The organism is Klebsiella sp. FDAARGOS_511 (assembly GCF_003812845.1).
Lineage (GTDB): Bacteria > Pseudomonadota > Gammaproteobacteria > Enterobacterales > Enterobacteriaceae > Klebsiella > Klebsiella grimontii.
Genome location: NZ_CP033824.1, coordinates 5,800,343 through 5,824,957, shown reverse-complemented (window position 1 = coordinate 5,824,957; position 24,615 = coordinate 5,800,343). Strand labels below are relative to the sequence as shown.

At 49.4% G+C, this 24,615-nt stretch carries 24 protein-coding genes and 2 pseudogenes; 11 read left to right on the top strand and 15 right to left on the bottom strand.

Going from position 1 to position 24,615, the window contains the following annotated elements; all coding sequences use genetic code 11:
• Positions 1–25 precede the first annotated feature (25 nt).
• Positions 26–1,003 carry a DUF1852 domain-containing protein gene (locus EGY08_RS29240; RefSeq protein ID WP_049115148.1) on the bottom strand — a complete coding sequence of 326 codons (978 nt, stop codon included), beginning with the start codon at positions 1,001–1,003 and terminating at the stop codon, positions 26–28.
• A 593-nt stretch (positions 1,004–1,596) separates the two neighbouring features.
• Between EGY08_RS29240 and iraP the strand changes: the two genes are divergently transcribed.
• Positions 1,597–1,908, top strand: coding sequence for an anti-adapter protein IraP (iraP, locus tag EGY08_RS29235; protein WP_004119795.1), 312 nt, complete (start codon positions 1,597–1,599; stop codon positions 1,906–1,908).
• 171 nt (positions 1,909–2,079) lie between these two features.
• Here iraP and EGY08_RS29230 read toward each other — a convergent pair whose 3' ends face one another.
• Together EGY08_RS29230 and EGY08_RS29225 are read right to left on the bottom strand one after the other, a co-directional pair.
• Complete coding sequence (locus EGY08_RS29230; RefSeq protein ID WP_004119787.1) at positions 2,080–3,306, bottom strand: diguanylate phosphodiesterase; 1,227 nt, start codon at positions 3,304–3,306, stop codon at positions 2,080–2,082.
• A 139-nt stretch (positions 3,307–3,445) separates the two neighbouring features.
• On the bottom strand, positions 3,446–3,880 hold the full coding sequence (locus EGY08_RS29225) for a GNAT family N-acetyltransferase (RefSeq protein WP_004119786.1): 435 nt from the start codon (positions 3,878–3,880) through the stop codon (positions 3,446–3,448).
• 43 nt (positions 3,881–3,923) lie between these two features.
• Between EGY08_RS29225 and EGY08_RS30870 the strand changes: the two genes are divergently transcribed.
• The gene (locus tag EGY08_RS30870) at positions 3,924–4,088 is read left to right on the top strand and encodes a hypothetical protein (RefSeq protein ID WP_162625994.1); all 165 of its coding nucleotides are present in this window, start codon (positions 3,924–3,926) and stop codon (positions 4,086–4,088) included.
• A gap of 178 nt (positions 4,089–4,266) precedes the next feature.
• Here the strand turns inward: EGY08_RS30870 and EGY08_RS29220 are convergent, their stop codons facing one another.
• Positions 4,267–5,337 carry a LacI family DNA-binding transcriptional regulator gene (locus tag EGY08_RS29220; RefSeq protein ID WP_004119785.1) on the bottom strand — a complete coding sequence of 357 codons (1,071 nt, stop codon included), beginning with the start codon at positions 5,335–5,337 and terminating at the stop codon, positions 4,267–4,269.
• Positions 5,338–5,546: 209 nt separating this feature from the next.
• Here EGY08_RS29220 and EGY08_RS29215 point away from each other — a divergent pair, with 209 nt between their 5' ends.
• Positions 5,547–8,654 carry a beta-galactosidase gene (locus tag EGY08_RS29215; RefSeq protein ID WP_123829313.1) on the top strand — a complete coding sequence of 1,036 codons (3,108 nt, stop codon included), beginning with the start codon at positions 5,547–5,549 and terminating at the stop codon, positions 8,652–8,654.
• A gap of 55 nt (positions 8,655–8,709) precedes the next feature.
• On the top strand, positions 8,710–9,960 hold the full coding sequence (locus tag EGY08_RS29210; RefSeq protein ID WP_004119781.1) for an MFS transporter: 1,251 nt from the start codon (positions 8,710–8,712) through the stop codon (positions 9,958–9,960).
• A 62-nt stretch (positions 9,961–10,022) separates the two neighbouring features.
• Here the strand turns inward: EGY08_RS29210 and EGY08_RS29205 are convergent, their stop codons facing one another.
• The 3 genes from EGY08_RS29205 to EGY08_RS29195 form a co-directional block, all read right to left on the bottom strand.
• On the bottom strand, positions 10,023–11,111 hold the full coding sequence (locus EGY08_RS29205) for an AAA family ATPase (RefSeq protein WP_004119778.1): 1,089 nt from the start codon (positions 11,109–11,111) through the stop codon (positions 10,023–10,025).
• Between the two features lie 102 nt (positions 11,112–11,213).
• Complete coding sequence (locus tag EGY08_RS29200) at positions 11,214–11,474, bottom strand: hypothetical protein (protein ID WP_032742114.1); 261 nt, start codon at positions 11,472–11,474, stop codon at positions 11,214–11,216.
• A gap of 28 nt (positions 11,475–11,502) precedes the next feature.
• Positions 11,503–11,757: a hypothetical protein gene (locus EGY08_RS29195; RefSeq protein ID WP_004119770.1), complete on the bottom strand. Its 255-nt coding sequence runs from the start codon at positions 11,755–11,757 to the stop codon at positions 11,503–11,505.
• A gap of 381 nt (positions 11,758–12,138) precedes the next feature.
• Here EGY08_RS29195 and EGY08_RS29190 point away from each other — a divergent pair, with 381 nt between their 5' ends.
• Positions 12,139–12,411: a DUF883 family protein gene (locus EGY08_RS29190; RefSeq protein WP_004136268.1), complete on the top strand. Its 273-nt coding sequence runs from the start codon at positions 12,139–12,141 to the stop codon at positions 12,409–12,411.
• Positions 12,412–12,472: 61 nt separating this feature from the next.
• Here the strand turns inward: EGY08_RS29190 and EGY08_RS29185 are convergent, their stop codons facing one another.
• Complete coding sequence (locus EGY08_RS29185; protein ID WP_123829312.1) at positions 12,473–12,784, bottom strand: hypothetical protein; 312 nt, start codon at positions 12,782–12,784, stop codon at positions 12,473–12,475.
• A 163-nt stretch (positions 12,785–12,947) separates the two neighbouring features.
• Here EGY08_RS29185 and EGY08_RS29180 point away from each other — a divergent pair, with 163 nt between their 5' ends.
• The 3 genes from EGY08_RS29180 to EGY08_RS29170 all read left to right on the top strand — a co-directional run bounded on the left by EGY08_RS29180 (position 12,948) and on the right by EGY08_RS29170 (position 15,007).
• Positions 12,948–13,487, top strand: coding sequence for a DUF2058 domain-containing protein (locus tag EGY08_RS29180; RefSeq protein ID WP_004119762.1), 540 nt, complete (start codon positions 12,948–12,950; stop codon positions 13,485–13,487).
• Between the two features lie 114 nt (positions 13,488–13,601).
• The gene (locus EGY08_RS29175) at positions 13,602–14,078 is read left to right on the top strand and encodes a cold-shock protein (RefSeq protein WP_004136265.1); all 477 of its coding nucleotides are present in this window, start codon (positions 13,602–13,604) and stop codon (positions 14,076–14,078) included.
• 317 nt (positions 14,079–14,395) lie between these two features.
• Positions 14,396–15,007: a hypothetical protein gene (locus EGY08_RS29170; RefSeq protein WP_004119758.1), complete on the top strand. Its 612-nt coding sequence runs from the start codon at positions 14,396–14,398 to the stop codon at positions 15,005–15,007.
• 420 nt (positions 15,008–15,427) lie between these two features.
• Here EGY08_RS29170 and EGY08_RS29165 read toward each other — a convergent pair.
• A pseudogene (locus tag EGY08_RS29165) lies at positions 15,428–15,673 on the bottom strand (M3 family metallopeptidase); the annotation flags it as partial.
• Between the two features lie 277 nt (positions 15,674–15,950).
• On the opposite strand from EGY08_RS29165, the gene EGY08_RS29160 reads away from it, so the two are divergent.
• Entirely contained in the window at positions 15,951–16,628 is a 678-nt protein-coding gene (locus EGY08_RS29160; protein WP_123829311.1) for an SOS response-associated peptidase, read from the top strand.
• A gap of 167 nt (positions 16,629–16,795) precedes the next feature.
• Positions 16,796–17,545: an SDR family oxidoreductase gene (locus tag EGY08_RS29155; protein ID WP_172880010.1), complete on the top strand. Its 750-nt coding sequence runs from the start codon at positions 16,796–16,798 to the stop codon at positions 17,543–17,545.
• 87 nt (positions 17,546–17,632) lie between these two features.
• On the opposite strand, the gene EGY08_RS29150 is transcribed toward EGY08_RS29155, so the two are convergent.
• The 3 genes and pseudogenes from EGY08_RS29150 to EGY08_RS29140 form a co-directional block, all read right to left on the bottom strand.
• Positions 17,633–18,898 carry a Y-family DNA polymerase gene (locus EGY08_RS29150; RefSeq protein WP_123829310.1) on the bottom strand — a complete coding sequence of 422 codons (1,266 nt, stop codon included), beginning with the start codon at positions 18,896–18,898 and terminating at the stop codon, positions 17,633–17,635.
• A gap of 1 nt (position 18,899) precedes the next feature.
• Positions 18,900–19,319: a translesion error-prone DNA polymerase V autoproteolytic subunit gene (locus EGY08_RS29145; protein WP_123829309.1), complete on the bottom strand. Its 420-nt coding sequence runs from the start codon at positions 19,317–19,319 to the stop codon at positions 18,900–18,902.
• A 263-nt stretch (positions 19,320–19,582) separates the two neighbouring features.
• Positions 19,583–19,912: pseudogene (locus EGY08_RS29140) on the bottom strand (recombinase family protein); the annotation flags it as partial.
• Between the two features lie 406 nt (positions 19,913–20,318).
• On the opposite strand from EGY08_RS29140, the gene EGY08_RS29135 reads away from it, so the two are divergent.
• Positions 20,319–20,705 carry a hypothetical protein gene (locus tag EGY08_RS29135; RefSeq protein WP_049113090.1) on the top strand — a complete coding sequence of 129 codons (387 nt, stop codon included), beginning with the start codon at positions 20,319–20,321 and terminating at the stop codon, positions 20,703–20,705.
• A 517-nt stretch (positions 20,706–21,222) separates the two neighbouring features.
• Here the strand turns inward: EGY08_RS29135 and EGY08_RS29120 are convergent.
• From EGY08_RS29120 to EGY08_RS31470, 3 genes are all read right to left on the bottom strand, one after another.
• The gene (locus EGY08_RS29120; protein ID WP_032741822.1) at positions 21,223–21,429 is read right to left on the bottom strand and encodes a DinI-like family protein; all 207 of its coding nucleotides are present in this window, start codon (positions 21,427–21,429) and stop codon (positions 21,223–21,225) included.
• 418 nt (positions 21,430–21,847) lie between these two features.
• Entirely contained in the window at positions 21,848–22,141 is a 294-nt protein-coding gene (locus EGY08_RS29115; RefSeq protein ID WP_049113092.1) for a hypothetical protein, read from the bottom strand.
• 1,097 nt (positions 22,142–23,238) lie between these two features.
• Positions 23,239–24,453, bottom strand: coding sequence for a mechanosensitive ion channel family protein (locus EGY08_RS31470; RefSeq protein ID WP_032742112.1), 1,215 nt, complete (start codon positions 24,451–24,453; stop codon positions 23,239–23,241).
• Positions 24,454–24,615 lie beyond the last annotated feature (162 nt).

The following is a 24,615-nucleotide window of genomic DNA, read 5'->3' as shown; positions in this document are numbered from 1 at the left end:
TCGATAGCCTTATATATGCGATGTCTTAAAGAGCGTAATGAGCAGACCATTGCTGCAGAATATTTTTGTTCGGTTTAATAAAGTGCTCTTCGGTAAACTTCCCCTGCTCTACAGCCAACTGGCTGCGCTCTTCACGATCGTAAACAATTTTTGTTAGCGAATGGTCCTGATGATGCAGATCGGGCTGGTAGCAGAGTCCTGCGGCAGAGTTCGCATTGTAGATCTCAGGGCGGTATATTTTCTGGAACGTCTCCATCGTGCTAATGGTGCTAATCAGCTCAAGACTCGTATAATCGCTCAGCAAATCCCCCGAAAAATAAAATGCCAGAGGCGCGACGCTGTTTTTCGGCATAAAATAACGAACCTGTAGGCCCATTTTGCCAAAATATTGCTCAGTCAACGATGAGGCGGCAGGCCGGTATTCGAGGCCCAGCACCGGGTGTTGATTTCCGGTCTGGTGATAGGTGTCTTTGCTGGAGACACTAAGGCAGATGACCGGTGTTTTTTTGAAATTGGCCTTGAACTGCGCTGAATTGACGAAATGTTTAAATATATTGCCGTGTAAATCGCCAAACCCCTCGGGAAGGCTAAAACCTGCGCGCCCTTTATTATGTTCCAACAGCACTACGCTAAAGTCGTAATCACGAACGTACGAGGAGAAATTGTTGCCGACAATACCGTCAATGCGTTTATCCGTTTTTTTGTCAATAATGCTGGTTTGCAATATTTCAATTACCGGAAAAGTATCGCCAGTGGCGTTGAACTTCATTTCGGCTGAAATAATTTCCAGCTCAACCGCGTAGCGATCGCCTTTGGGGTTATCCCAATGCGCCAGGTTGTTGAAACGGTTGTTTATCATGGCTAACGTATTGCGCAGATTCTCCCGGCGATTTTCCCCTCTGGCTAAATTAGCAAAGTTGGTTGTAATACGCGTATTTTCAGAGGGGTTATAGTTTTCATCAAAGAGAGTGCGTTTAATAGTATATGTAAATTGTTGATTCATCGCAGATGTGCATCCTAAGTCCTGAGATAAAAAACCGCTGTCCTTTCTGATGGTTGCAGGCTACCGCATGCTTCCATAAGCAGTCTTTATCTTCATATTATCTATATCGAATACAGCATGTTATGCCAGAGTCATTAGATGAGTAAAAGCGAGTTAATTTCATTACAACATGAGCCATATTCATGGTCGGGCGTCAGACCATGCTGTACCTCGATGCAAAGCGATAGCCGCTCTTGCAAACGCGTCTGTCCTCACGGCCAAACATCCTAAAATTTTCCGGTTCGTCCGGTATGAGTTGATGCTGAAGTAAGAAACATCAGAGGTCGGCCAGGCTTAACACGACGTCAAGTCTGCCGTCTTTCTTTTCAACACCGCTCTCTTCATGCTCCCTTACGCGCTGTCGGGCGCGACCGCTGGAGGAAAAATGGAAGAGGGACCGGCGCGTTTTCATGCTTAACTTTGCTGATGTCTAAAACCTGACTATCGCTACCGATATTTTTTCTGGCATATTGATGTCCTATGGTTATTTCGGACTATCGACATCGAAGATAGCCATCAACAACCCGCTCTAACTGATCGATTTGAGGGATACAATGAATAATGTCATTCTCAGCATAATTGCTAAAATTTCCGCCATGGATGCCGAAAGTAAGCAGCTTGCTGCCCAGGTCGAGGCGCAGTCTTTGCTCATTAGCGCTCTGATGCTTGCTATCGGCAAGGAAGGCGGCGTCGCGGAATTAGTTAGCAACGTAACGAAAGCGATAAATTCGGTACTGGAATCATCTGAAGACGTTCTGAAGACGGACGCAGAACTGCTTCTGACCAAGTTTCAGGAACAAATAGCGCTTACGCAGTTGATAAACACCCACGAAGATGAAATCAGTCATGACAGGATCGATGATTAACAAAGGTCAGTTTGTTTTAGATTGGGAATAGGCAGAGCTTGCAGTTATTCATGAGCTTACCGGCCATCATCAACTCTTGGCCGGTTCAGCTGCAGAAAATAGGGACGATCAAGGCTGAATACTCAATTTCTACTCGCCTGCGCTGCTTCTGGAAGCAAACCGCTCAGTATATTAAGGCATATCAGGCTTCACTTTTTCCTTAGGCCAGCGTATATCACCGACGCCGTTGACTTTCGGCATGGCAAATAAAAAGCCCTGGAAACGTTTGATACCCGCAGATTCGAGCCAGCACCACTCCTCTATCCGCTCTATGCCTTCAGCAACCACGGCAATCTCAAGTTCACGGCAGCAGTTGATGATCGATCTGACCACCGCCTGTTTAGGGCCGCTCTGATGGATGTCGGAAATAATCTCGCGGTCGATTTTAACTTTATCAGGCTGAATTTTTGTCAACAACGAGAGCCCAGCATAACCGGCGCCAAAGTCATCAATTGCCAGCCCCATACCAGAGACGCGCAGTTTTTTTATCGCGCTGCTGAACTGGCTAAAACCGGAGATCATTTCATCTTCCGTCACCTCAACGATCACCTGTTCGGGTACCAGTCCCTGTTTTTTTATTTCCTGCAACAGGTATTCAATGGCATCAGGAATAACAACCAGCGACATCGGAAGGATATTAATGGATATTTTATGGTCGCCAATATTGATTTCTTTCGCCAGGGCAAAGGCAACTGATTTCGCTTTGAGATCAACTTCATAACGTTTCTCTGGCGGAATCGAGGCAAAGAAATTGGCGGGACTACCGCCCTCTTTATCACGAATAAGCGCTTCAAGCGAAGTGATATTCCCTGCCAACGGTTCGATAATGGGCTGGAAAGCAAACTGACAGCATTGACCGGCAAAAAACGATTCTTGCGGCGCATGAAATGCATGTTTACGCGAATGAAGCGACCATTTGTCAGGCCGTAAAAAGGGTGACGGCGCGGCAGTCCTTCTTTGGCTGATAAAAGTATGGATAAATTTATAAACGCGCTCTTCGGTGGAAAGATAACCTTTCAGTTGGCTAAGCTGGCGCACCTTTGTCAGGACGTCAGCGGTTTGCCGTTTATTCAGGTCAAAAAACATCATCCCTACGTTTTCAAAGCGCCGGCGCGGCGCGTAATCACGCATCAGCTCGACAACCTGATAGTGGCGATCGTCTTGCTTGATCTTGCTGAATAGCTGCTCAAGCACGCACTCATCCCCCTCAAGTATCTGAAGGTAAACATTATCTTTTAAAAGAAGTATGCCCGTAATCCCGCGAGCTGCATTCTCAGCATTCGCTTTTTCAACCAGCAGTGTGAGATCGGTTTCTTGTGTTAAATGCATCTGACTTCTGTAAATCAGAGTTGTCAGCATAATCCCATCCAGATTTTTGCCAGGAGAATGAGACTGTGTAACACAGTTTACCCTTTTAACCCAGGCTATCTGTCATAATTTACTGGACCCGCTATAGCCGACTAAGGTTTGGTAAATGCATTTTTTTAGGTGGTGTTTGCTAGCCAACAAATCCCTGCTCGCGCATACGCGCTATCGTCTCTTCGCTGGCGCATACCATGCCCGTCGCCAGCAATTCAAAACCGAAGCGGCGATAGAAATCTATTTTATCCACTACCGAGTAGATAAAGGTTTTGCCATACGGCCGCAGCTCATCGCTGACCGCCCGCATCAGCTGCTGGCCGTATCCTTTACCCTGGCAGCGCGGGTGCACCGCGACATCCGCCAGATAGCTACACCAGGTCAGGTCGCTAATCGCCCGGGCAACGGCAATGAGCTGACCGTTTTCATAGCCGAACCAGCAAAAGGTACTATGACGAAACGCGCGTTCAACCAGCGCAACGTCCCGCTGATTAAGCCCTGCGGCGGCGATGGTCTCCGCCACCGTCTGCCAGTCAACCGAGTCAACGTGCTCTTTTCCTTTTAATATCATCATGACCTTGCCTTTACTCGCTGCTATTGGCTTTCAGCATAGCCGAATGGCGCTAAAAGAAGAGCGTCCTGTCGCCTCATGCTCTACAGTATTTTGTGCTGGTTCAGAAACTATAGCCCCGGAAAACCTTTTAACACACGGCCGCAAAAACAATGCGTTTATGCTTTATTCAGCCGATTTAACGCGCAATAAGCAGAATAAAATAAAATAATGTCATTTCCCATTGGCAAAAAAAGGCCAAAAAAAACCGCCATGTGACTGGCGGTGAATAAATGCTTGCATGGATAGATTGTGTTTTGCATTTTTACGTTCAGTGGATAAATCCCCTGAGTACGTTTGTTCCATAAACTATCACACGCAACATCAATGAAAGCTAAACGGCCCGTTGCTTAGAGCTTTTCCACCAGCGCTTTAAGCTGCGCAATGAGCTCGCCTTTCTCCCTCTCCTCATCTCCCGCATAGGGCCAGGTGGAATGGCGGATAATCAGACGCGTCGGCAGCAGCTCGCGAATTTTTATCTGCGGAGCGGCCATGAGCTTGATAAGCAGCTCGACCGCCCGTTTCCCGAGAACATTAAAATCCTGAGCGACGGTGGTCAGCGGCGGCTGGAAATAGAGACTGTCCGCCGTATCGTCATAGCCGGTGACCGAGATAGCCTGGCTGCCGGTGCGGTTAAGCTGCGCCAGCGCGCTCAGCACCCCAAGCGCCATCTGATCGTTAGCCACCACGATGGCGCTGAGGCGCGGGTGGTGATGCAGCAGCTCAAAAGTTTTGTGCCAGCCGCTGGCGGCGCTCCAGTCGCCAAACACCGTCACCGCATTACTGACCCCCAGCCGGTGCAGCGCCTCGCGCCAGCTGCTCAGGCGCATGCGCGCGGAAATCGAACTTTCCGGCCCGGCAAGCAGGCCGAACTCGCGGTGCCCGGCGTCCCAGAGATGACGCACGCAGGCGCCGCAGCCGTCGCGGTGATCGAAACGCACGCTGCAAACGTCGGCCTCCGGCGAGACGTCAAGAAACAGGCAGGCAATGTCGGGATTCTCCGCCACCAGCCGCTCCGCGAGACTGCTTTCCAGCGGCAGGCTGATAATCGCGCCGCGGATATGCTGGGCGCGAAACTCATTGAGCCTGGCCTGAAGCGACGGATAATCGATCTGCACCGGCATCGCAATTGAAACTTCAAGCTGATGCAAACCCGCATAGCTTTTCACCGCCGCGGCGATTTGCGAAGGCGCGTGCAGCGTTAGCGAGGCGGTAATCAGGCCAATTGACGGCGCGGATTTCCCCGCCAGCAGCTGCGCAGAACGGTTCGGTACATAGCGCAGCGCCTGCATTGCGCGGATCACTTTATCGCGGGTTCTTTCAGACACCACGTCCGGATTATTCAGCACTCGGGAGACCGTCTGCTGGGATACCCCAGCCTCGCGGGCCACATCTTCTAGCGTTGCCGATCGACGCTGCATAGCGCGCTCCTTCCCTATTTTGAACCCTCAATGTCGTCCGCTAACATTTTATGTTTAAAGGACGACAAAAATCAGCCCTTTTTCCAGCTTTTCGTGATCGCCAGTAGGTTTCATTTTCGCCAATATTGCGGCCTTGACGAAAATAACTGATAACAAATTTATATTGTCTAGCGAATGACATTTTTCTCACTTATCCGTCAGGTATGCGTATGCAACAACACGACTCAATCTCCGCCGCAGGAGCGACGTTTCATCAGGTTCTCGCCCGCGAAGACTGGCAAAACCAGACCATTACCCATCTCAACCGTTTACCGGCCCACCCGACGTTCGCCAGCTGGCGCGATACCGACGCGGCGCGGGACAACCGGCCTTCGGCGTCTCGTCGCCGGCTTGACGGCCAGTGGCAGTTTTCCCTTGCCCGCAGCCCGTTTGCGGTGGATGCCCGCTGGCTGGAAGACGAGCTGCCGGACAGCCGCAGTACGCCAGTGCCATCAAACTGGCAGATGGAAGGCTACGACGCCCCGATCTACACCAACGTTCGCTACCCTATCGATACTACGCCGCCGCGCGTGCCTGAGGAGAACCCGACCGGCTGCTACTCGCTGACGTTCAGCGTTGATGAGGGCTGGCAGGCCAACGGCCAGACGCAGATTATCTTCGACGGCGTTAATTCAGCTTTTCATCTGTGGTGCAACGGCGAATGGGTCGGCTACTCGCAGGACAGCCGCCTGCCCGCGGCCTTCGATCTCTCGCCATTCCTTCAGTCCGGCGATAACCGCATCTGCGTGATGGTAATGCGCTGGAGCGCGGGAACCTGGCTTGAAGATCAGGATATGTGGCGCATGAGCGGGATCTTTCGCTCGGTCTGGCTGCTGAACAAACCGACCCTGCACCTCAGCGACGTTCAGCTCACGCCGCAGCTCGATGCGCTTTACCGCGACGCCGAGCTGCTGGTGAACTTAAGCGTTGCCGCGCCGGTCACGCAGCTGGAAGAGCTGACGGTGAAGGTTGAGCTGTGGGATGAGGATCGTCTGGTCGCCAGCCACCGCCAGTCGCCGGGTTCGCCGATTATCGATGAGCGCGGAAACTATGCCGAACGCGCGGCGATTCGTCTGCCGGTAGAAAAACCGGCGCTGTGGAGCGCGGAAACGCCAAACTGCTATCGGGCGGTCGTCTCCCTGTGGCGCGGCGATGAAACGATCGAGGTGGAAGCCTGGGATATCGGCTTTCGCCGCGTTGAAATCAAAAACGGCCTGCTGCTGTTGAACGGTAAACCGCTGCTGATCCGCGGCGTCAACCGCCACGAGCATCACCACCAGCGCGGCCAGGTGGTGACCGAAGAGGACATGGTGCAGGACATTCTGCTGATGAAGCAGAACAACTTCAACGCCGTGCGCTGCTCGCACTATCCAAACGCTTCGCGCTGGTATGAGCTGTGCAACCGCTATGGCCTGTACGTCGTTGACGAAGCTAATATTGAAACCCACGGCATGGTGCCGATGAATCGTCTTTCCGACGATCCGGCCTGGCTCCCGGCCTTCAGCGCCCGCGTCAGCCGAATGCTGCAAAGCAACCGCAACCACCCGTCGATTATTATCTGGTCGCTGGGAAATGAATCCGGCGGCGGCGGCAACCATGAAGCGATGTATCACTGGCTGAAGCGCAACGACCCTTCCCGCCCGGTGCAGTATGAAGGCGGCGGCGCCGACAGCACCACCACCGATATTATCTGCCCGATGTACGCTCGCGTTGAGCGCGACCAGCTGATTCCAACGGTGCCAAAATGGGGGATCAAAAAGTGGATCAGTATGCCGGGCGAGCAGCGACCGCTGATCCTCTGCGAATACGCCCATGCGATGGGCAACAGCCTCGGCAATTTTGCCGATTACTGGCAGGCCTTTCGCGACTATCCGCGCCTGCAGGGCGGTTTTATCTGGGACTGGGCGGATCAGGCCATCAGCAAAACCTTCGACGACGGAAGCGTTGGCTATGCCTACGGCGGTGATTTTGGCGATAAACCGAACGATCGTCAGTTCTGTATGAACGGCCTGGTCTTCCCTGACCGCCGCCCGCATCCTTCATTAATTGAGGCCAAACACGCGCAGCAGTATTTCCAGTTTACCCTGCTCGCGCAATCCCCGCTGCGGATCGGCGTCAGCAGCGAATATCTGTTCCGCGCCACCGATAACGAAGAACTGCGCTGGCAGGTTCAGGCCGCCGGAGAAACCTTTGCCGAGGGTCAAGTGAAGCTTGAGCTTAGCCCTGAAGGCCAGTGCGAACTGACCCTGTGCGATACGCTGGCGCTGCCCGCCGGCGCCGAAGAAGTGTGGCTAACCCTGGAGGTCGTCCAGCCGCAGGCCACCGCCTGGTCCGACGCCGGGCATCGCGTCGCCTGGCAGCAGTTCCCGCTCGCCGCCCCGCTGGCGCTGCGTAGCCCTGCCCCTACCGGCACGGCGCCAGCGCTGGAGGGCAGCGACGCCGCCTGGACGGTGCGCAGCGGTTCGCAGCAGTGGACGGTCGACCGGGAAAGCGGTCTGTTAACCCGCTGGCAGGTGGACGGCGTGGAACAGCTGCTGACGCCGCTGCGCGATCAGTTTGTGCGCGCGCCGCTGGATAACGATATTGGCGTCAGCGAAGTGGAGCGCATCGACCCCAACGCCTGGGTCGAACGCTGGAAAAGCGCCGGGCTGTACGGCCTCTGCGCTCGCTGTGTGGCGTGCGACGCGCAGCGTCTGGCCCATGAAGTGGTTATCGATTGCCGCTGGCACTATCTGCGCGGCGATGAAGTGGTGATTGTCAGCCACTGGCGGATGACGTTTGATAGCGAAGGCAAGCTGCACCTGGCGGTCGATGGCGAACGCGCGGGCACCCTGCCGCCGCTACCGCGCATCGGGCTGACGTTCCAGGTTCCCGACCAGCAGCAGCCGGTCTGCTGGCTGGGCTACGGCCCGCACGAGAACTACCCGGATCGCCGCACCAGCGCCTGTTTCTCCCGCTGGCAGCTGCCGCTGGAAGAGATGACGACTCCTTACATTTTCCCGACGGAAAACGGCCTGCGCTGCGATAACAAAGCGCTGGACTGGGGGCGCTGGCACGTCGCGGGCGATTTCCACTTCTCCGTACAGCCCTATAGCACCGCGCAGTTAATGGAGACCGATCATTGGCACAGGATGAAGCCGGAAAACGGCGTCTGGATTGCGCTCGATGCTCAACACATGGGCATCGGCGGCGACGACTCCTGGACACCCAGCGTGCTGCAACAGTGGCTGCTGCTTGAAAGACAATGGCACTATCAGTTAACGATTCACTTCCAATAATAATCGGGGGCGAAAGCCCCCAACCTTACAGGCATAATAATATGGAATATTTACAATGAAACTCTCTGAACTCGCGCCACGAGAACGGCATAACTTTATTTATTTCATGCTGTTCTTTTTCTTCTACTATTTCATTATGTCAGCCTACTTTCCCTTTTTCCCGGTGTGGCTGGCGGAAGTTAACCATTTAACCAAAACCGAGACGGGGATTGTCTTCTCCTCCATTTCGCTATTCGCCATAATTTTTCAGCCGGTATTTGGCCTGATTTCCGATAAGCTCGGTCTGCGCAAGCATCTGCTGTGGACGATTACGATTTTATTAATCCTGTTTGCCCCCTTCTTTATTTTTGTTTTCTCGCCGTTGCTGCAAATGAATATCATCGCGGGCGCGCTGGTGGGCGGTGTATATCTGGGGATCGTTTTCTCCAGCGGCTCCGGAGCGGTAGAAGCCTATATAGAACGCGTCAGCCGCGCCAACCGTTTTGAATATGGTAAAGTGCGCGTCTCCGGCTGCGTCGGCTGGGCGCTGTGCGCCTCCATCACCGGTATTTTGTTTAGTATCGACCCCAATATTACCTTCTGGATCGCCTCAGGTTTCGCGCTGATCCTCGGCGTGCTGCTGTGGGTTTCAAAACCGGAGAGCAGCAATAGCGCTGAGGTTATTGACGCCCTGGGCGCCAACCGTCAGGCCTTCTCAATGCGTACCGCCGCAGAGCTTTTGCGGATGCCGCGCTTCTGGGGCTTTATTATTTATGTGGTTGGCGTCGCCAGCGTCTATGACGTTTTCGACCAGCAGTTCGCCAACTTTTTTAAAGGTTTCTTCTCCAGCCCGCAGCGCGGAACCGAAGTCTTTGGCTTCGTGACCACCGGTGGGGAATTACTCAATGCGCTGATCATGTTCTGCGCGCCGGCGATTATTAACCGAATTGGCGCCAAGAATGCCCTGTTAATTGCCGGGTTGATTATGTCAGTCCGCATTTTAGGCTCGTCTTTCGCTACCTCAGCAGTGGAAGTGATTATATTGAAAATGCTGCATATGTTTGAGATCCCGTTCCTGCTGGTCGGCACCTTTAAATATATCTCCTCGGCATTTAACCCCAAACTCTCGGCGACGCTGTTCCTGATCGGCTTTAATTTATCGAAACAGCTTTCAGGCGTGGTGCTCTCAGCGTGGGTAGGACGGATGTATGATACCGTCGGCTTCCATCAGGCTTATCTGATCCTGGGCTGTATTACCCTGAGCTTTACCGTTATTTCGCTGTTTACCCTGAAAGGCAGCAAAACGCTGCTGCCGGCCACGGCATAAAACCAGGCCGCTGGAGAGCCTCCGGCGGCGATTCGTTTCCGGGCCGGACTAGGCCCGTGCCGCTAGTCGGCGATCCGCGTTTCCCCGTCGCGATTTTCCAGGCCGTAAAGTCGTGCTTGCGCCATGGACGAAATTAGCTCCGCCAGCTCGGCGGAGTGGCTGGTTAACCAGATTTGGCTATAGCGCGAAGCTTCAACAATGAGCCGGGCCAGCGCGGGAAACATCTGGCGATGTAGGCTGTTTTCCGGCTCGTTAATGGCCAGAAACGCCGGAGGACGCGGGCTCAACAACGCCACCGCCAGGCACAGGAAGCGCAGGGTGCCGTCGGACATCTCCGCCGCCAGTAAAGGCCGCCAGACGCCGTTGCGGCGCATCTTTACCGAGAAACGCGAGTTTTCGTTTTCACAGTAGAAGGTACACTCCGGAAAGGCTTCGCCGAGGATTTCGTGCAGCAGCTCTTCCGCGCCGATTTCCACGATGGTTTGAAAGGCGGCGGCGAGGTTGTGTCCATCGCTGTCGAGCACCGGCGAGCGATAGCCGACCGTCGGATGGCGTAGCGGCGAGAGCCTGCCAATATTGAATTCGTGATAAAAGCGCCAGCGGCGCATGGTTTCCCTGACCCGCGAGACTTCCGGAAAGCGATGCGGCTCGCCCAGCTGGCCAAAAATCGATTCGTTCTCGTAAATTGCGTCGGTGAAGGTGCTGCGCTCTCCGTTGACGTCGACCAGGAACGCAGCCTGATTTTTACGCTCCAGCACACGCGATGACGGGCGTCGGGAAAATCCCGCCAGCCAGATCGACTCCTCTTTAACGATCGGATCCAGCTGAAACTGGGTGGGATAAGGCAGTTTTTCCGGAAAACCCACCTGCAGCTGGTAGTCAAACTCATCGGTCAGACAGCCAATCTGCAACCGTCGCGGAAAGCGGTCGGTCGGCGCGCTCGGCCCAGACCACATGATATTTTCCAGACCGCCTTCATCGCTGATATAGCCGGAAAACTTCCCGTCGGCGCAGGCGGTTAACAGGTGGATGGCTTTATAGATATTGGACTTACCGCAGCCGTTGGGGCCAAAGACGATATTCAGCGCCCCGAGTTCCAGCTCAATATCCCTGACCGATCTGAAATTTTTTATCCGGATATGGTTAATCATAGGTTCCCGAAACTGAGAAAAGCGTTTTGCGCTAGGGTATCGGAGGCACAAGAAAAACGAAATATGACCCGACCGGACGACGAATCGCCGCCCGGCACTGGATCAACTGAAGAATTTTTTCATACCGCGGGTTAGCGCCACTCGTTTAAGTTTGTCCGTATCCTCATGGCTCTCGTTGAAAACGCCGAAAAAATAGCGTTCATCATCAATGGTTTGCGACACGATCCTGTAGCTCAGCGGCTGGCCGGATTTCGCACCGTACTGCGCAGGCGTCACGGAAATCTCCGTCGCGTTATCGGCAACGCTAACCATCAGGCCGTCGCCCTTCCCTCCAACCAGCATCACCTTAATTAACGGGTGCACCATGTCCCTCCCGGGTTGAGGTCAATGATTAATTGTCGATGGCCTTGGGCTGGCAGTTGGCCGTTGAGCCGCCGTGGCCGGACTTGTCTTTAGCAGAGACCGGCTGAGCGCCCTCTTTGCCCACAACGGGTGGTAACGGCACACCGTCTTTGTCCACCGCAGGCGGCGCCGTCCGGCAGGTCGCCGTTTTGCTGACATCTGCGGCCCACGCAGGGGTTTGCAGACTCAGGATCGCCAGGGGGGCAAGCCATAACGCGTTCTTCAGTACATTCTTATAGTTCATACTGGCCTTGAGTTAAAAAATTTCTTTCTTATGCTGCGCTAAGCGCTGATTATTAGTAGCAAAAGCTGACAAATGATGAAGGAAAAAAGAGGAATTGTGAACATCAATAGTTCTTATTTATGAATCGCTACCTTTCCCACAACGGCGCCTGGCGGATCTTATATCCAGGAATTAACTTAATCAATTGAAATAATGGGGTTCCTCCTCATTCTGGCCAGGCTTTTTCGCCATTTGCTTAGCGCTTTTGAGGTCGAAACAGCAGCCTGATTTATATCCCGGACGTTGTAGAAAATTCCTGGAGTGGCCTTCACCGCAGGCTGAGCATTGGTACTTCGCCGGTCAGCCACTAGACTTTAATAAGTCAAACGAAAGGAGACTCCCATGTCATCACAAGATTATGAAAACGACGCGCAGAATCTGGCCGACAAAGTCGGTAATAAAGTGAATGAATTTGCCGGTGAAGCCCAGCAGCAATTTGGTGATGCGGTTGATTCGCCTAAGCATCAGCTGAAAGGCGCGGCCCGGAAATATGCCGCTCAGGCTTCGGATGCCGTTTCAGAAGTCTCGGAACGCGTCAGGGAAAATCCCCTGACCGGGCTACTGGCGGCCGGCGCCATCGGGTTGGTGATTGGTTTACTGGCGGGAAGGAAATAACCCTATAAGGCCCTTTGGGCCTTAATTTTTGTCTCTCAAGCACGCCAATGCGTAAGCCAACTCAAATCGCCACAACGTCAGCAACCTCAAACTGAAAAACGTACGGGTCGGAAAGCAGCTGAAACCGCTCATCATCCGCGTAGGTCACCGCCACATGATAGTCTTCACCGGCAAAGGCGATGACGGCATCCAGATTGTTCCAGTACGTGGCCAGAAAAAAGTGTTCCCACTCCCCCTGCGTTTCCCGCCTGACAAACGCCCCCGCATTGCCAGGAACGCCACGGGAATGCTGCACGCCTGTCGCATGCAGATGAAGCGCAAACGCATCGCCAAATGCCACGGGAACACAGCCGTGCCAGGTTCTGACAATCATCACCAATCTCCATAATCAATTAAACAAAGTGCATTTATAGCAAATAAACACCAATAAAAGTGAATTTTTATGCACCTCATAACAAGCAAATCATACCGCATGGTGCATACCCGACATTTGCAGGTATAATCTCACTCATTATTCAGCTGATTCAGACACCAAGATGACAAAACTCACCTTACAAGAGCAGATGCTAAAAGCCGGACTCGTGACCAGCAAAAAAATGGCCAAAGTCCAGAGAACGGCGAAAAAATCCCGCGTTCAGGCCCGTGAAGCCAGAGAGGCGGTGGAAGAGAATAAAAAAGCGCAGCTTGAGCGTGATAAGCAGCTAAGCGAGCAGCAAAAGCAGGCGGCGCTATCGAGAGAATATAAAGCGCAGGTTAAGCAGCTTATTGAAATGAATAAAATCGATATATCCAAAGGCAATATCGATTTTAACTTCACGGATAACAATTTTATAAAAAAAATTGCCGTGGATAAACTGACTCAGGCGCAGCTGATTAGCGGCCGTCTCGCCATTGCCCGTCTGGCTGGTGATAATGGCGGTGAGAGCCAATACGCGATTATTCCGGCGAGCGTAGCGGATAAAATCGCTCAGCGCGACGCCAGCAGCATTGTTTTAAACAGCGCGCTGAGTGCGGAAGAGCAGGACGAAGACGATCCGTATGCTGATTTTAAAGTTCCCGATGATTTAATGTGGTAAGCAACCCGGGCCTCCGCAGACCGGAGATTCAGGCGTAGTCTATGCGGGCATTGTGCTTTACACTGCCCGCGGCAAAAATTGAGTAGATAAACGATTAACCAGGCGGTAACGGCGATGAACGGAACGATCACAACATGGTTTAAAGATAAAGGTTTTGGATTTATCAAAGATGAAAACGGCGATAATCGCTATTTTCATGTGATTAAGGTTGCCAACCCTGAACTGATTAAAAAAGATGCGGCTGTCACGTTCGAACCTACCACGAACAACAAGGGCCTATCAGCTTACGCGGTGAAAGTCCTGCCGGAAAGCAAATATATTTATATTGCAGGCGAGCGAATTAAGCTTACGTCGATCAAATCTTTCCTGGTATACAGCGAGGAAGAGCCCGCCGATGCCCGCATTGATAAAGAGAATGCGGTACTCTCCGTGGGCCTGTTGATGGGAAATATCAGGCCAAAATCCGCCGCGAAGCCCGGCGAAATGCGCTCGGTGAAAAAGCTGGCTATCACCACCTTCCAGGGGAGCACCCTCATTTTCTCGGAAGATGAGATTGATATTGAAGCCACGGTAAAACTGCTTAAAGTGTAACAACATTCAGTGAAACCAACCGGGCTCTGCGCCCGGTTTGGGGCTTTTGACCAACCTATTCTCAACACCTGCCCCGTATCGCCGCCTGGCGATGGCTAACAGGTAACGCAGAAACCCAGGAGGCGAAATTAATTTCAGCGCTGAGCTAAGCGCAATATTGATACCCCCCCCTGCGCGCTATCTCCGTAAATGAAATATCCCAGAATAAGCTAATTCGCATCATGTGTTAAAACCAAGGTTATTATACAGCACAAAGTGAACAGCATTTACATTTGCATCATTTATCCTCGTAACCAAAAACAAATTTGGTGATATTGATGACTATATTTAAAAGCTTACTCTCCTTTCTTGGTGCGGCTTGCGCCAGCGCATTTGTTGTATTTAGCCTGTGGGTCGATATATACTTTTGGGATTATAATATTTCAGAACTATCACTGACCGAAATTGTGCAAGAGTCCGTTTTAACAGTCATCGTTTTTATTCATTTCCTGCTTGCGAAGCGGTATAAAGCCATGCGCTACTGTAATATTCTTGTTGGCGGGTTTTTCCTTGCCATGCTAATTCGCGAACTGGATGCCCTTTTTGATCTCATTGCTCACGGTAGCTGGGTATGGTTTGCGCTGATTGCAGCTCTTTTAGCCATAATTTATCCTGCCATTCATTATCGTCAGACCCTGCACCAGCTGGCACAATATACCCGTACTCCCTGGTACGGCTTATTAATCAGCGGCCTGTTGGCTATTCTGGTCTTCTCCCGACTCTTTGGCATGCAAACCTTATGGCTGGCCATTCTCGGTGACGGCTACGTCCGGGTGGTAAAAAACGTCGTAGAGGAAGGCTGCGAATCATTCGGTTATATGCTTTGTCTCATCGCCTCAATTGGCTATTTTTGCACTTTTCGCGGAACGTTAGCGCAGAAATCATGTTGAACCATCCGCTCTTAATGACTGTCCCGCAAAAAACAGGTTTTGCCGAGTTGAGGGGGCGAGCGCTTCCCTACGCCAGGCTCCTTCTGTCAATGTTGATCGCCCACGTAACGCCTTGATGTCATGAGTAAGGTAAGTCCTAAATATTCTCAGCGCTTAACTGTTTGATGGTTATGCCCGCAGCGCGAGGATAAGATTTCGCTGCTATGGTACTGCCTCCATAGCAAATTGCTCATCTGCAGCTCTTGCATACGGTTCGCAGGTGAGCAACCTTACCCGCAGCGAAAAATGCAAATGCGTGCCCGGGCACTTCTACAGAATAACCTCGCAAATCCTGACGAATCTGAGCGTTCCTTATCGGGAAAAAATGTACAAAAAACCGGGCGCAGCGCCCGGTCTTATTCTGCTCTAAACAACGCTCGACTAACTCAGCCCGCGGTTTTCCAGCATCGGCTCAATCTGCGGATCGTGTCCGCGCCACTGGCGATAAAGTTCAGCTAAATCAGTGCTATTGCCGCGAGACAAAATCGCTTCGCGGAAGCGCTGGCCGTTTGCACCGGTTAAACCACCCTGCTCAACTAACCACTGGTAGCCGTCATCCGCCAGCATCTGCGTCCACAGATAGGCGTAATAGCCTGCCGCATAGCCGCCGCCGAAAATATGCGAGAAGCATCCTTTTCAATGAGTACATTTACCAATAAAAATCATAAAGTTAACTTCCTTTTATTATGAAAATTCCGTTGATTTAAGCATAAATTGAATCTCATACAATTCAGTCAGTTGCATATCGTTTTGGGGACGACATTCTCTCAATAATGCCTGATTAGCACCTTTATCAGTTCATTTTTTATACTGATAGCTATCAAATAGTGTCCTGTAAGGATGAGGTAATGACTCTATGCTTCTGACCTATAATTTTAAGTCTGGCATCTGACTGGAGGTAGCCATGTGCGGACGCTTTGCTCAATCTCAAACCCGTGAAGAATACCTGGCTTATCTTGCAGAAGAGGCCGAGCGGGATATCGCCTTTGATCCCGAGCCAATAGGACGCTACAACGTGGCCCCCGGAACCAAAGTTCTGTTGCTGAGCGAACGCAATGAAGAACTGCACCTCGATCCGGTTCATTGGGGTTACGCACCAGGGTGGTGGGATAAGCCAGCGCTCATTAACGCTCGCTTAGAAACCGCGGCGACAAGCAGAATGTTTAAGCCACTATGGCAACATGGCCGGGCTATCTGTTTCGCTGATGGTTGGTTTGAATGGAAAAAGGAAGGCAACAAGAAGCAGCCCTACTTCATCTACCGGAAAGACGGCAAGCCCATTTTTATGGCGGCGCTCGGCAGCGTACCTTTTGAACGCGGCGATGAAGCTGAAGGATTTTTGATAGTGACTGCAGCTGCCGACCAGGGTCTGGTCGATATTCATGACCGCCGGCCACTCGTCCTGGTACCGGAAGCTGCGCGAGAATGGATGCGGCAGGATGTAGGTGGGAAAGAGGCGGAGGAAATAATTGCTGATGGCGCTCTGTCAGCAGATCATTTCAAATGGCACCCGGTTTCCCGCGCAGTGGGTAACGTGAAGAATCAGGGGCCTGAATTGATTGAGGCTATCAAAAGACTATAGATTTGATAACGGCCGAAATGTGCCAGGAGCAGACGGATTGGCACGCTATTAAAAAGATTGCTGTACAGCTTATCCAACCCGTCATCTAAAAATGGCACTAATTGAAAGACACCAATCCATCTCCTCATGTATATCTACATCCACACATAGTCATTAAGAAAGGATGAATGAAGATGCTAAAAGGTAAGAGGGCTGTGATTACCGGTGGTGGCGGGGGATTTGGTCAGGCGCTGAGCGTATGGTTGGCACGAGAAGGCGTCGAGGTCGATTTTTGCGCGAGGCGTGCCAATGATATTCAAAAAACTTGCAGTATCATCTCGGCTGAAGGCGGAATTGCGAAAGGATATATCTGTGATTTAACCCAGCCTGAATCCCTTTCTCAGTTTTCTTCACAGTTGTTAAGTTCAGATAAACCCATAGACATTTTAATCCTCAATGCTGCTCAGTGGTTATCCGGAACGTTAGACGATCAACCAGACACAGAAATTATCAATACTGTCAGCTCAGGACTAACAGGTTCGATTCTACTGACTCAAGCATTGCTGCCCAGCTTAAGACGTTCAGAAAGTGCGGATATAGTATCAATTATATCTTCATGTGGGATTCCGAATTTTACAGATTCAATTGCGCATCCCGCATTTTTTGCCAGTAAACACGGCCTTAGCGGGTTTACAACTAAACTCTCACACCAGTTGTCCGAAGAAAATATACGTGTGACTGGGTTATATCCCCCAGATTTCGAACTGACAGGATTAGATACGTTTGTCGATAACCAATTCAAAATGGGGGAGCGTTTAATGAATGGGCGCTCGGTCTGGGAAACAATTCGCTTTGTGTTGGCTCAACCGCGTAGTTGCCACATTAGTAGCATCTATTTTGATGGTCCTACACGCGAAAAGCTGGGAAATAAAGGCTGAATTTGGGGACGTTGAACAGAGTAGCCAACTTCCGCTCCTCGCTCTAAGCGGACTGTAGTAGCGTCCCCATTACCGTTAATGGCCGAATCATCTAACTTTGAGCAGGTCACAGAACCTCGTAGTATAGCGCGGGGATAGCATTTCTCTCTTCATCTGCCAGGCAGTCTGGATCCCCTGCCCCGCAAAATAGAGCGTCCCCCTGCCATCCTTTGCATTGAGATGGTCGAGGACTTCCATTAACTTTTCGCTGTTCTGCCGCGGTGCGTTGTCATCAAAAAGATTCAGCTGTGCCACGCCCTGGCTGTAGAAATCGCCCAGCATCACGCCGGCCTTCTGGTAACGGTGCCCGTCTCGCCAGATAGCATCGAGGCATGTCGTCGCCGCGGTAATTATGTCCCGGCTATCCTGGGTTGGCGTTAGCAGCTTTACAGATGCGCTGTTGCCGTAATATGGCTCGTTGAGCGCAAAGGGGCTGGTTTTGACAAAAGCGGAGATAAACCGGCAATACTGATGCTCGCCGCGAAGTTTCTCGGCTGCGCGCGATGCATAGCTGCATATCGCCTGTCGCATTTCATGATATTCAGTGATGCGGCCACCGAAAGAACGGCTGCACACAATTTCCTGCTTTACCGGCGCGAATTCCTCAAGCTCAAGACATGGCTCGCCGCGTAGCTCCCGCACAGTTCTTTCCAGCACGACGTTAAAATGTTTCCGGATAAAATGAATGTCCGTATCGGCTAACTTAAGCACCGTGTCTATCCCCATGGACTCCAGTTTTTTACTGATACGGCGCCCAACTCCCCAAACCTCATTCACCGGCAGCAAAGACATCAACTTCCTCTGCCGTTCCAGGTTCGACAAATCAACCACTCCCCCGGTCTGCCGCTGCCACTGTTTCGCGGCGTGATTGGCCAGCTTCGCCAGAGTTTTTGTCTGGGCTATGCCAACACCAACCGTGAGGTGCGTCCGGCGCAGAACCGTCTCGCGAATTTCCCGGCCAAAGTCGGTAAGGTCGCGACAGTTACGAACTCCTGTCAGATCGCAAAATGCCTCATCAATACTGTAAATTTCGCAGCGCGGAGACAGTTCTTCCAGCGTGGTCATCACACGATTGGACATATCGGCATAGAGCTCATAGTTGCTACTAAACGCGATAATGCCGTGCCGGCGAAACATGTCCTTTTGTTTGAAGTACGGCTCCCCCATTTTGACGAAGGGCTTCGCCTCAGCGGAACGAGCAATCACACACCCGTCGTTATTGGAAAGGACGACTACTGGCCGCCCTTTCAGGTCAGGACGAAAAACCGTCTCGCACGATGCGTAAAATGAATTCACATCGCAAAGCGCAAACATCTTAGCCCGCTGATTTAATGATGTAAGTAACGACCCCGAACACGTCGAGAGTATCCTCGCTTCCGACAACTATCGGCGAATATGCAGGATTCATTGGGTTAAGCTGAACGCGTGGATGTAGTTGCAACTTCTTAACAGTGAATCCCCCGTCCACTGCGGCAATCACAATATCGCCATGGACTGCGGTCCTTGAACTATCCACAACCAGAAGATCCCCCTCGCTGATCCCGGCATCTTTCATGCTATCGCCGGCAGCTTTGACAAAATACGTCGCGCTGGGGTGGTTAACTAATAACTCGTTCAGGTCGATGCGTTGCTCAACATAATCCTGGGCGGGACTTGGAAAACCACACTGAACAAGGTCGCTGTACAATGGGATCAGGATAATCCTACGTAACTCAACGGGCGTGTAGAACTGCATGATAGACTCGCTCACATAAATACTGTTTATATATACAGTAGATTTAACTCGGCGACATATCAATATAGGTTACGCCTATCAATTTCCGTCATTGCCGTAACGTATTGATGTAATAAGTACGGTAAGTCTTAAAGTGCTTTCAGTGCTGAACTGTTTGATGCTTTTGCGAACAATGCGCGGATAAAATTTTTCAGATATGGCGCTGCCTCCATAGCAAATTGCTCACCTGCGGGCTCTTGCATACGGTTCGCAGGTGAGCAAACTTAGCCGGCAGGAAAATATTTATAAATAGTCTTCACCCCTACGCCGATCACATCAGCTATCTGTTGGCGTGTAGCTCCGTTCTCCAGCATTCGATGCGCACGATCGACAACCTCCGGGGTCATCACCTGCCGGCGGCCGCCAATACGCCCCTGCTCCCTCGCCGCGGCTAATCCTGCCCGGGTACGCTCGACGATCAGCTCTCTTTCCATTTCCGCCAGAACGCTCATTACGTGGAAGAAAAAGCGGCCGGCGGCTGTGCTGGTATCGATGCTGTCAGTCAGGCTGCGGAAATTAACCCCGCGCACCTGCAGCTCCGATATTGCTGTGAGTCCTCTCATGAACGAGGGGAATAAAAAAAGCCCGCTTTGAGAGCGGGCTGAAAAAGTTGGCTTTCGAGGAGTAACGGTTCCTGATAGTCCGAGCTACCGATTTACCAGAAAAGCATTTCCTTTTATGTCGTTACTGTAATTAACCATAGTCTGCCAAAGAGAATGAGTAAACCCAACAAGATGTTCGGTTTACTTACTTGCGATTAGATGTGGTGCCGGGTGCCTCCCGGTGAGCATGCCCCAACAGACATCACTCGCGTGGTATTCACAGGGCTTTCGCTCTATTAGTTGGGCGCCCCTCCGCATAGGGGGATTCACCACGTCGATAATTGTGCATTGCTGTTGCCTCAGCATTGAGCAAACGATCAATAGAATGATGAAAGCTTTTTAATTGAGGAGTTTGCTCATGAAAAGAAACTTACAGTACGAGTTTCACCATTTTGGCATTCCATTACAGGATGGAAGATGTGAAGGAACGTTCAGTGAGAAGGCTGGAATGTTCACTTCCGACAATCCCGGGAAATTTAAAGTCCAGTGGCATCGCTTTACTGACGACTCACCACTTCATCCTTTATTGAAAACGGTACCTCATGTTGCGTTTAAAGTTGATAACTTATCAGCAGCCATCAGAGATGAAGAGATAATCCTCGGCCCCTATGAGCCCATAGATGATTACTTCGTAGCAGTTATCAATGACGCAGGTGTTCCAATCGAACTGATTCAAACAACCCTGACGGATGAGGAACTTTGGGAGAGAGCAAGGACAGGTAAAGGAAGCCTCTATCGTAAATAAAAATGATACCGTTAGCTGTTTATCTTAGAGAGACTCAAAGTAATGATACGCTTTTAGTAACTCTTCTTCCGAAAGGGGACAGTCTAAGTTAACCCCTGTGTCACTCATGATTTTATTCAGCAGCGCTTCTCTCGTCATGCCAACTCGATTGGCAACATGGTTGACACAACTTCGTGCATGCGAAGCGCGGGAGGTAAGTGGTAAAGTCGAGTCCAGCACCTTTTTTCTTGATGATGAGTGAGACATAAAGCCCTTACGAAGATAAAAGACCCCGCCGAGGCGAGGTCTTAATGTTTTTAACGTCATGGGCGAATTAACCCATCATTGGATCGAGGATAGCCAATTTCCGCCACGTTTGCGATAGCCTGCTGCAAAGTCATCTCGTTACCTTCTCAAGCATCTTTTCTGCGAAGGATTCCTCACGTGGCAATACTCCACCAGACGATCAAAGAACAATTTAAAGTGTCTTCGCAAGGTAGTTCGGTCACTCCAGGAGCCTTGGATACCTCCGCGTCTTTTAATCTGGGATAACCGCGGCCAGTGCAGTGAGGGCATTGCTTAATATGCCACCGAAAACACTGAGCCCATCAGCGCCAGCGCGACGAATAGATAATTTGCAGTCATAAAATTTTTGATTTAATCGCCGCAGGAATTCGGCCTCTAACGCTGGCTCAGCACCGTTAGGCAATTTTTTGGTTTTGTCGATGGTTACTTCGATTTTCATAGCATCACCCCGAAAAACTGTATAAACATACAGCACACCTGGCTCACTGAATGAGCAATATCTTAAGAGCACAAACTGATAATTTGTTGTCAAGGGTGGGAAAAGAAAACCCGCCGTAGCGGGTTGATTGTATGGTTTTTTTTAGATAAGAGCTTTATATATGGACAGGAGCATAGGTCGCGATGAACAAAATTCAACCAACTCATGTGAGTTCAAAAGAGTCATTTAGAAGTACACTCTTTTAATTACATGGAGGCCAAATGTAAGTGCGTAGTGATACTACAAGTATTTGATAGAAGCGTCGAACAAGTGCGCCATACTCTTTGAATGTTATTTATAGACAAGTTCAAGAAAAAAAGATACCCAAGTCATATAGTCCAGGAAAATCCATTTTTATTAAAAAAATATTATAAATGTCTTAATTGCCGATACCCTTAAGAAAATCATTATGAAAGAGCATGAACTCATAATCACCTCCTTTTTTTCTAACCAGTTCAATTTCAAAATCTGGCCACGGATATTTATAACGCAAAAAAAGACATCTTGACTCAATATCTATCGTCCCCTTAAGACCAAAAGAAAAACATTCAACAATATTGTGTTCTTTAATTTTCTTCACTATAACCAACGGGCTTAATTTCTTGTTTTTAAAGCATAAGTTTAGATATGCACGATTGAAGATCACTTCATTCCCTCGTGAATCATTAGCCATGGTAAACCCTCAATCTTCCCTAAGCGACAGACTTAAAAATCAAGTGCCAGAAGGCTCTGGTACCTGATGGGTCCCTTTCATAAGAGACAATAGCAGCTTTAATGGAGAAAAGATTTAACTATTTTCAAATTGAGAGTTTTCCAAATAATTTAACCTAAAGCCATATAATGATAAGCGCGCTACATAAATTCACTTCAATAATTTCATTCAACAAATTTCAAACACAGTTGCATTCTCAGCTTTATAATATTTCAGGTGGCTGGGTCTTTCTTTTGACATAATTCAGGTAAACTAGCCCTCACCAGCGCCTCAGCAAACGGCGGCGGGACCACATTGTCACAGCGCGCGACCTGTTTATCCGTCGCACACTTCACACCGTCATAGTCACAGTCGATCATGTACCACCCGGAGAAACCCCAGGCTTAATATTTCATGCATCACTCATTTGCGAATAACTCTAAAAAAGTTAAGATGACATGCAAATGTTCAGACAGGCACAGGATGCAAAATGAACGATAAGATGACGGAAAAAGGGCTTATAAAATATACATTAATATCATTGTTATTAGGGATAATACTCATGGTAATTTTATTCATCATTTATTTAATGAGTAAAGATTCAAACATCATTGCATATCTTTATGAATTAATAAATGGATACCTAAAGGATTTCTCAGAACAATATTTAGTCGTAACCACTATAGCTTCCACATATACTAAAGCTGCACCAATTTTCGTGATATTAATGTATGTATTTTGCTGAAATAAGTTCGATATAAAAACCATTAAACTCCATTTGAAGCAATGGTTTAAACTTCTACCTGGCCTGCTTCTTTTAACGGCAGGAGCATACTATTTAACATACACAGGAGTGGGAAATATGTCTGATAGTATATATCGTACCAAAAGAGTTATTGCTAGCAATGAGTGCTTTCTATTAATCTACTATATTCTTTTATTTCTGACAAATTACTTTTTTACTTGGTTGCTTTTAATTTATCTATATATATTAAAAGGTTTACCTTACTTTCAAAAGCGGAGATAACCTCCGCCTTACATTCAATATAAATATTTATTTAAATAAATCAAACGCTGCATTATTGTGACGAATGCCAAAAATCATGCCCTGCCGGATATTGATATATACGAAGGGAGAATTTTTCAACGATAGCCGTGATGTACTCAAAAATTTCTGATTGAGTATTTTCGTAATCCACCCATAGTGTTGAACTGGTAAAGCAATAAATTTCCAGCGGAATCCCCGAAGCTGATGGTTTTAACGTTCTCACTACGACATACATATCTTTTATAATATCAGATCGTTCAGCCAAATAGGCCATAATGTAATGACGAAATAGCGTTAAATTTGTCAGTCCATTATCTATAAACCAGCTATCCGCAATCCCCATTGCATCACGCCCATCGATTAACTTAGAGAGAGGCTCACTTACACCTCTAATCGTAAGTATTGGTGCAAGTATTTCTTGAGTTAGAAAAGTAACCGAGTGCTGATCTATTGTAGTACTACGCATTATCCTTCTGGCACCAGAAGAGAACATAGCCTGCCAGTTAGTATATGTTTCTGTTAGGAAATTTTTTGTCGGTATACGTGAAATCGTATTATCCCAATTGCGTATAGTAATTGTATGTAATGCAATATCAGTAACCTCCCCGCTCAAATTCTTATCAGGCATTTCAATCCAATCACCGAGTTGAAGTACGTCATTTGATGACAACTGGACGTTAGCTACAAGCGAAAGCAGCGTATGCTGAAATACCAGCATCAGTACAGCAGCAACAGCACCTAGACTCGAGATAATAATTGCAGGAGATTTGTTTGACATAACGGCAAGTATCATTATTGCCGCAATGATGTGAACTAAAATCTTACCTATTTGTATGTAACCTTTTATCGAATGATTTTTGCGCTTTGTTTTTCTTAAATAAGAACTATTAACGATATCTAGCATTTCATTAAAAAAGACAGACAGAAAAACGAAAAACAAGATTCCACATATTGTATTTATGCCAGTAACTAAAGATACTGGCATATTTGGCATGAATTGCAGAACATAATATACAATAATGACAGGAACGAAGTTGGATAACTTTTCAGCAATACGGCGATCTTTTTCAAGAGGAACATCTTGTTTATGACTGGAAAAAAATGCTTTCCTGACAGCTTTTATTAACAGGAACTTACACATAATATGCGCAAAAAATCCAGACATAATAAGAAGCACAATGTTAAAACCTATGGCTAGTGCTGGGTTGCTCTCAATAAATTTCAAAAAATAATCCAAATACGCCATCATTTATCACCTGCTTCACATGCTAAACTGTACAGGCTACAACCAATAATAAGTTGGAATAACCCTTTAACAATTTCTATCATCGCATAATCCAGTCATGCAAGTCCATAATCTGGTTCTGAAGCGAATAAAACACTCGCAGGCTTAATAGAACCAACCCTC

What these genes read in the sequence shown, in the direction of transcription:
- EGY08_RS29240 (WP_049115148.1), bottom strand. Translation starts at nt 1,003, where the DNA reads ATGAATCAACAATTTACATATACTATTAAACGCACTCTCTTTGATGAA.
- iraP (WP_004119795.1), top strand. Translation starts at nt 1,597, where the DNA reads ATGAATAATGTCATTCTCAGCATAATTGCTAAAATTTCCGCCATGGAT.
- EGY08_RS29230 (WP_004119787.1), bottom strand. Translation starts at nt 3,306, where the DNA reads ATGCTGACAACTCTGATTTACAGAAGTCAGATGCATTTAACACAAGAA.
- EGY08_RS29225 (WP_004119786.1), bottom strand. Translation starts at nt 3,880, where the DNA reads ATGATGATATTAAAAGGAAAAGAGCACGTTGACTCGGTTGACTGGCAG.
- EGY08_RS30870 (WP_162625994.1), top strand. Translation starts at nt 3,924, where the DNA reads ATGGCGCTAAAAGAAGAGCGTCCTGTCGCCTCATGCTCTACAGTATTT.
- EGY08_RS29220 (WP_004119785.1), bottom strand. Translation starts at nt 5,337, where the DNA reads ATGCAGCGTCGATCGGCAACGCTAGAAGATGTGGCCCGCGAGGCTGGG.
- EGY08_RS29215 (WP_123829313.1), top strand. Translation starts at nt 5,547, where the DNA reads ATGCAACAACACGACTCAATCTCCGCCGCAGGAGCGACGTTTCATCAG.
- EGY08_RS29210 (WP_004119781.1), top strand. Translation starts at nt 8,710, where the DNA reads ATGAAACTCTCTGAACTCGCGCCACGAGAACGGCATAACTTTATTTAT.
- EGY08_RS29205 (WP_004119778.1), bottom strand. Translation starts at nt 11,111, where the DNA reads ATGATTAACCATATCCGGATAAAAAATTTCAGATCGGTCAGGGATATT.
- EGY08_RS29195 (WP_004119770.1), bottom strand. Translation starts at nt 11,757, where the DNA reads ATGAACTATAAGAATGTACTGAAGAACGCGTTATGGCTTGCCCCCCTG.
- EGY08_RS29190 (WP_004136268.1), top strand. Translation starts at nt 12,139, where the DNA reads ATGTCATCACAAGATTATGAAAACGACGCGCAGAATCTGGCCGACAAA.
- EGY08_RS29185 (WP_123829312.1), bottom strand. Translation starts at nt 12,784, where the DNA reads ATGATTGTCAGAACCTGGCACGGCTGTGTTCCCGTGGCATTTGGCGAT.
- EGY08_RS29180 (WP_004119762.1), top strand. Translation starts at nt 12,948, where the DNA reads ATGACAAAACTCACCTTACAAGAGCAGATGCTAAAAGCCGGACTCGTG.
- EGY08_RS29175 (WP_004136265.1), top strand. Translation starts at nt 13,602, where the DNA reads ATGAACGGAACGATCACAACATGGTTTAAAGATAAAGGTTTTGGATTT.
- EGY08_RS29170 (WP_004119758.1), top strand. Translation starts at nt 14,396, where the DNA reads ATGACTATATTTAAAAGCTTACTCTCCTTTCTTGGTGCGGCTTGCGCC.
- EGY08_RS29160 (WP_123829311.1), top strand. Translation starts at nt 15,951, where the DNA reads ATGTGCGGACGCTTTGCTCAATCTCAAACCCGTGAAGAATACCTGGCT.
- EGY08_RS29155 (WP_172880010.1), top strand. Translation starts at nt 16,796, where the DNA reads ATGAAGATGCTAAAAGGTAAGAGGGCTGTGATTACCGGTGGTGGCGGG.
- EGY08_RS29150 (WP_123829310.1), bottom strand. Translation starts at nt 18,898, where the DNA reads ATGTTTGCGCTTTGCGATGTGAATTCATTTTACGCATCGTGCGAGACG.
- EGY08_RS29145 (WP_123829309.1), bottom strand. Translation starts at nt 19,319, where the DNA reads ATGCAGTTCTACACGCCCGTTGAGTTACGTAGGATTATCCTGATCCCA.
- EGY08_RS29135 (WP_049113090.1), top strand. Translation starts at nt 20,319, where the DNA reads ATGAAAAGAAACTTACAGTACGAGTTTCACCATTTTGGCATTCCATTA.
- EGY08_RS29120 (WP_032741822.1), bottom strand. Translation starts at nt 21,429, where the DNA reads ATGAAAATCGAAGTAACCATCGACAAAACCAAAAAATTGCCTAACGGT.
- EGY08_RS29115 (WP_049113092.1), bottom strand. Translation starts at nt 22,141, where the DNA reads ATGGCTAATGATTCACGAGGGAATGAAGTGATCTTCAATCGTGCATAT.
- EGY08_RS31470 (WP_032742112.1), bottom strand. Translation starts at nt 24,453, where the DNA reads ATGGCGTATTTGGATTATTTTTTGAAATTTATTGAGAGCAACCCAGCA.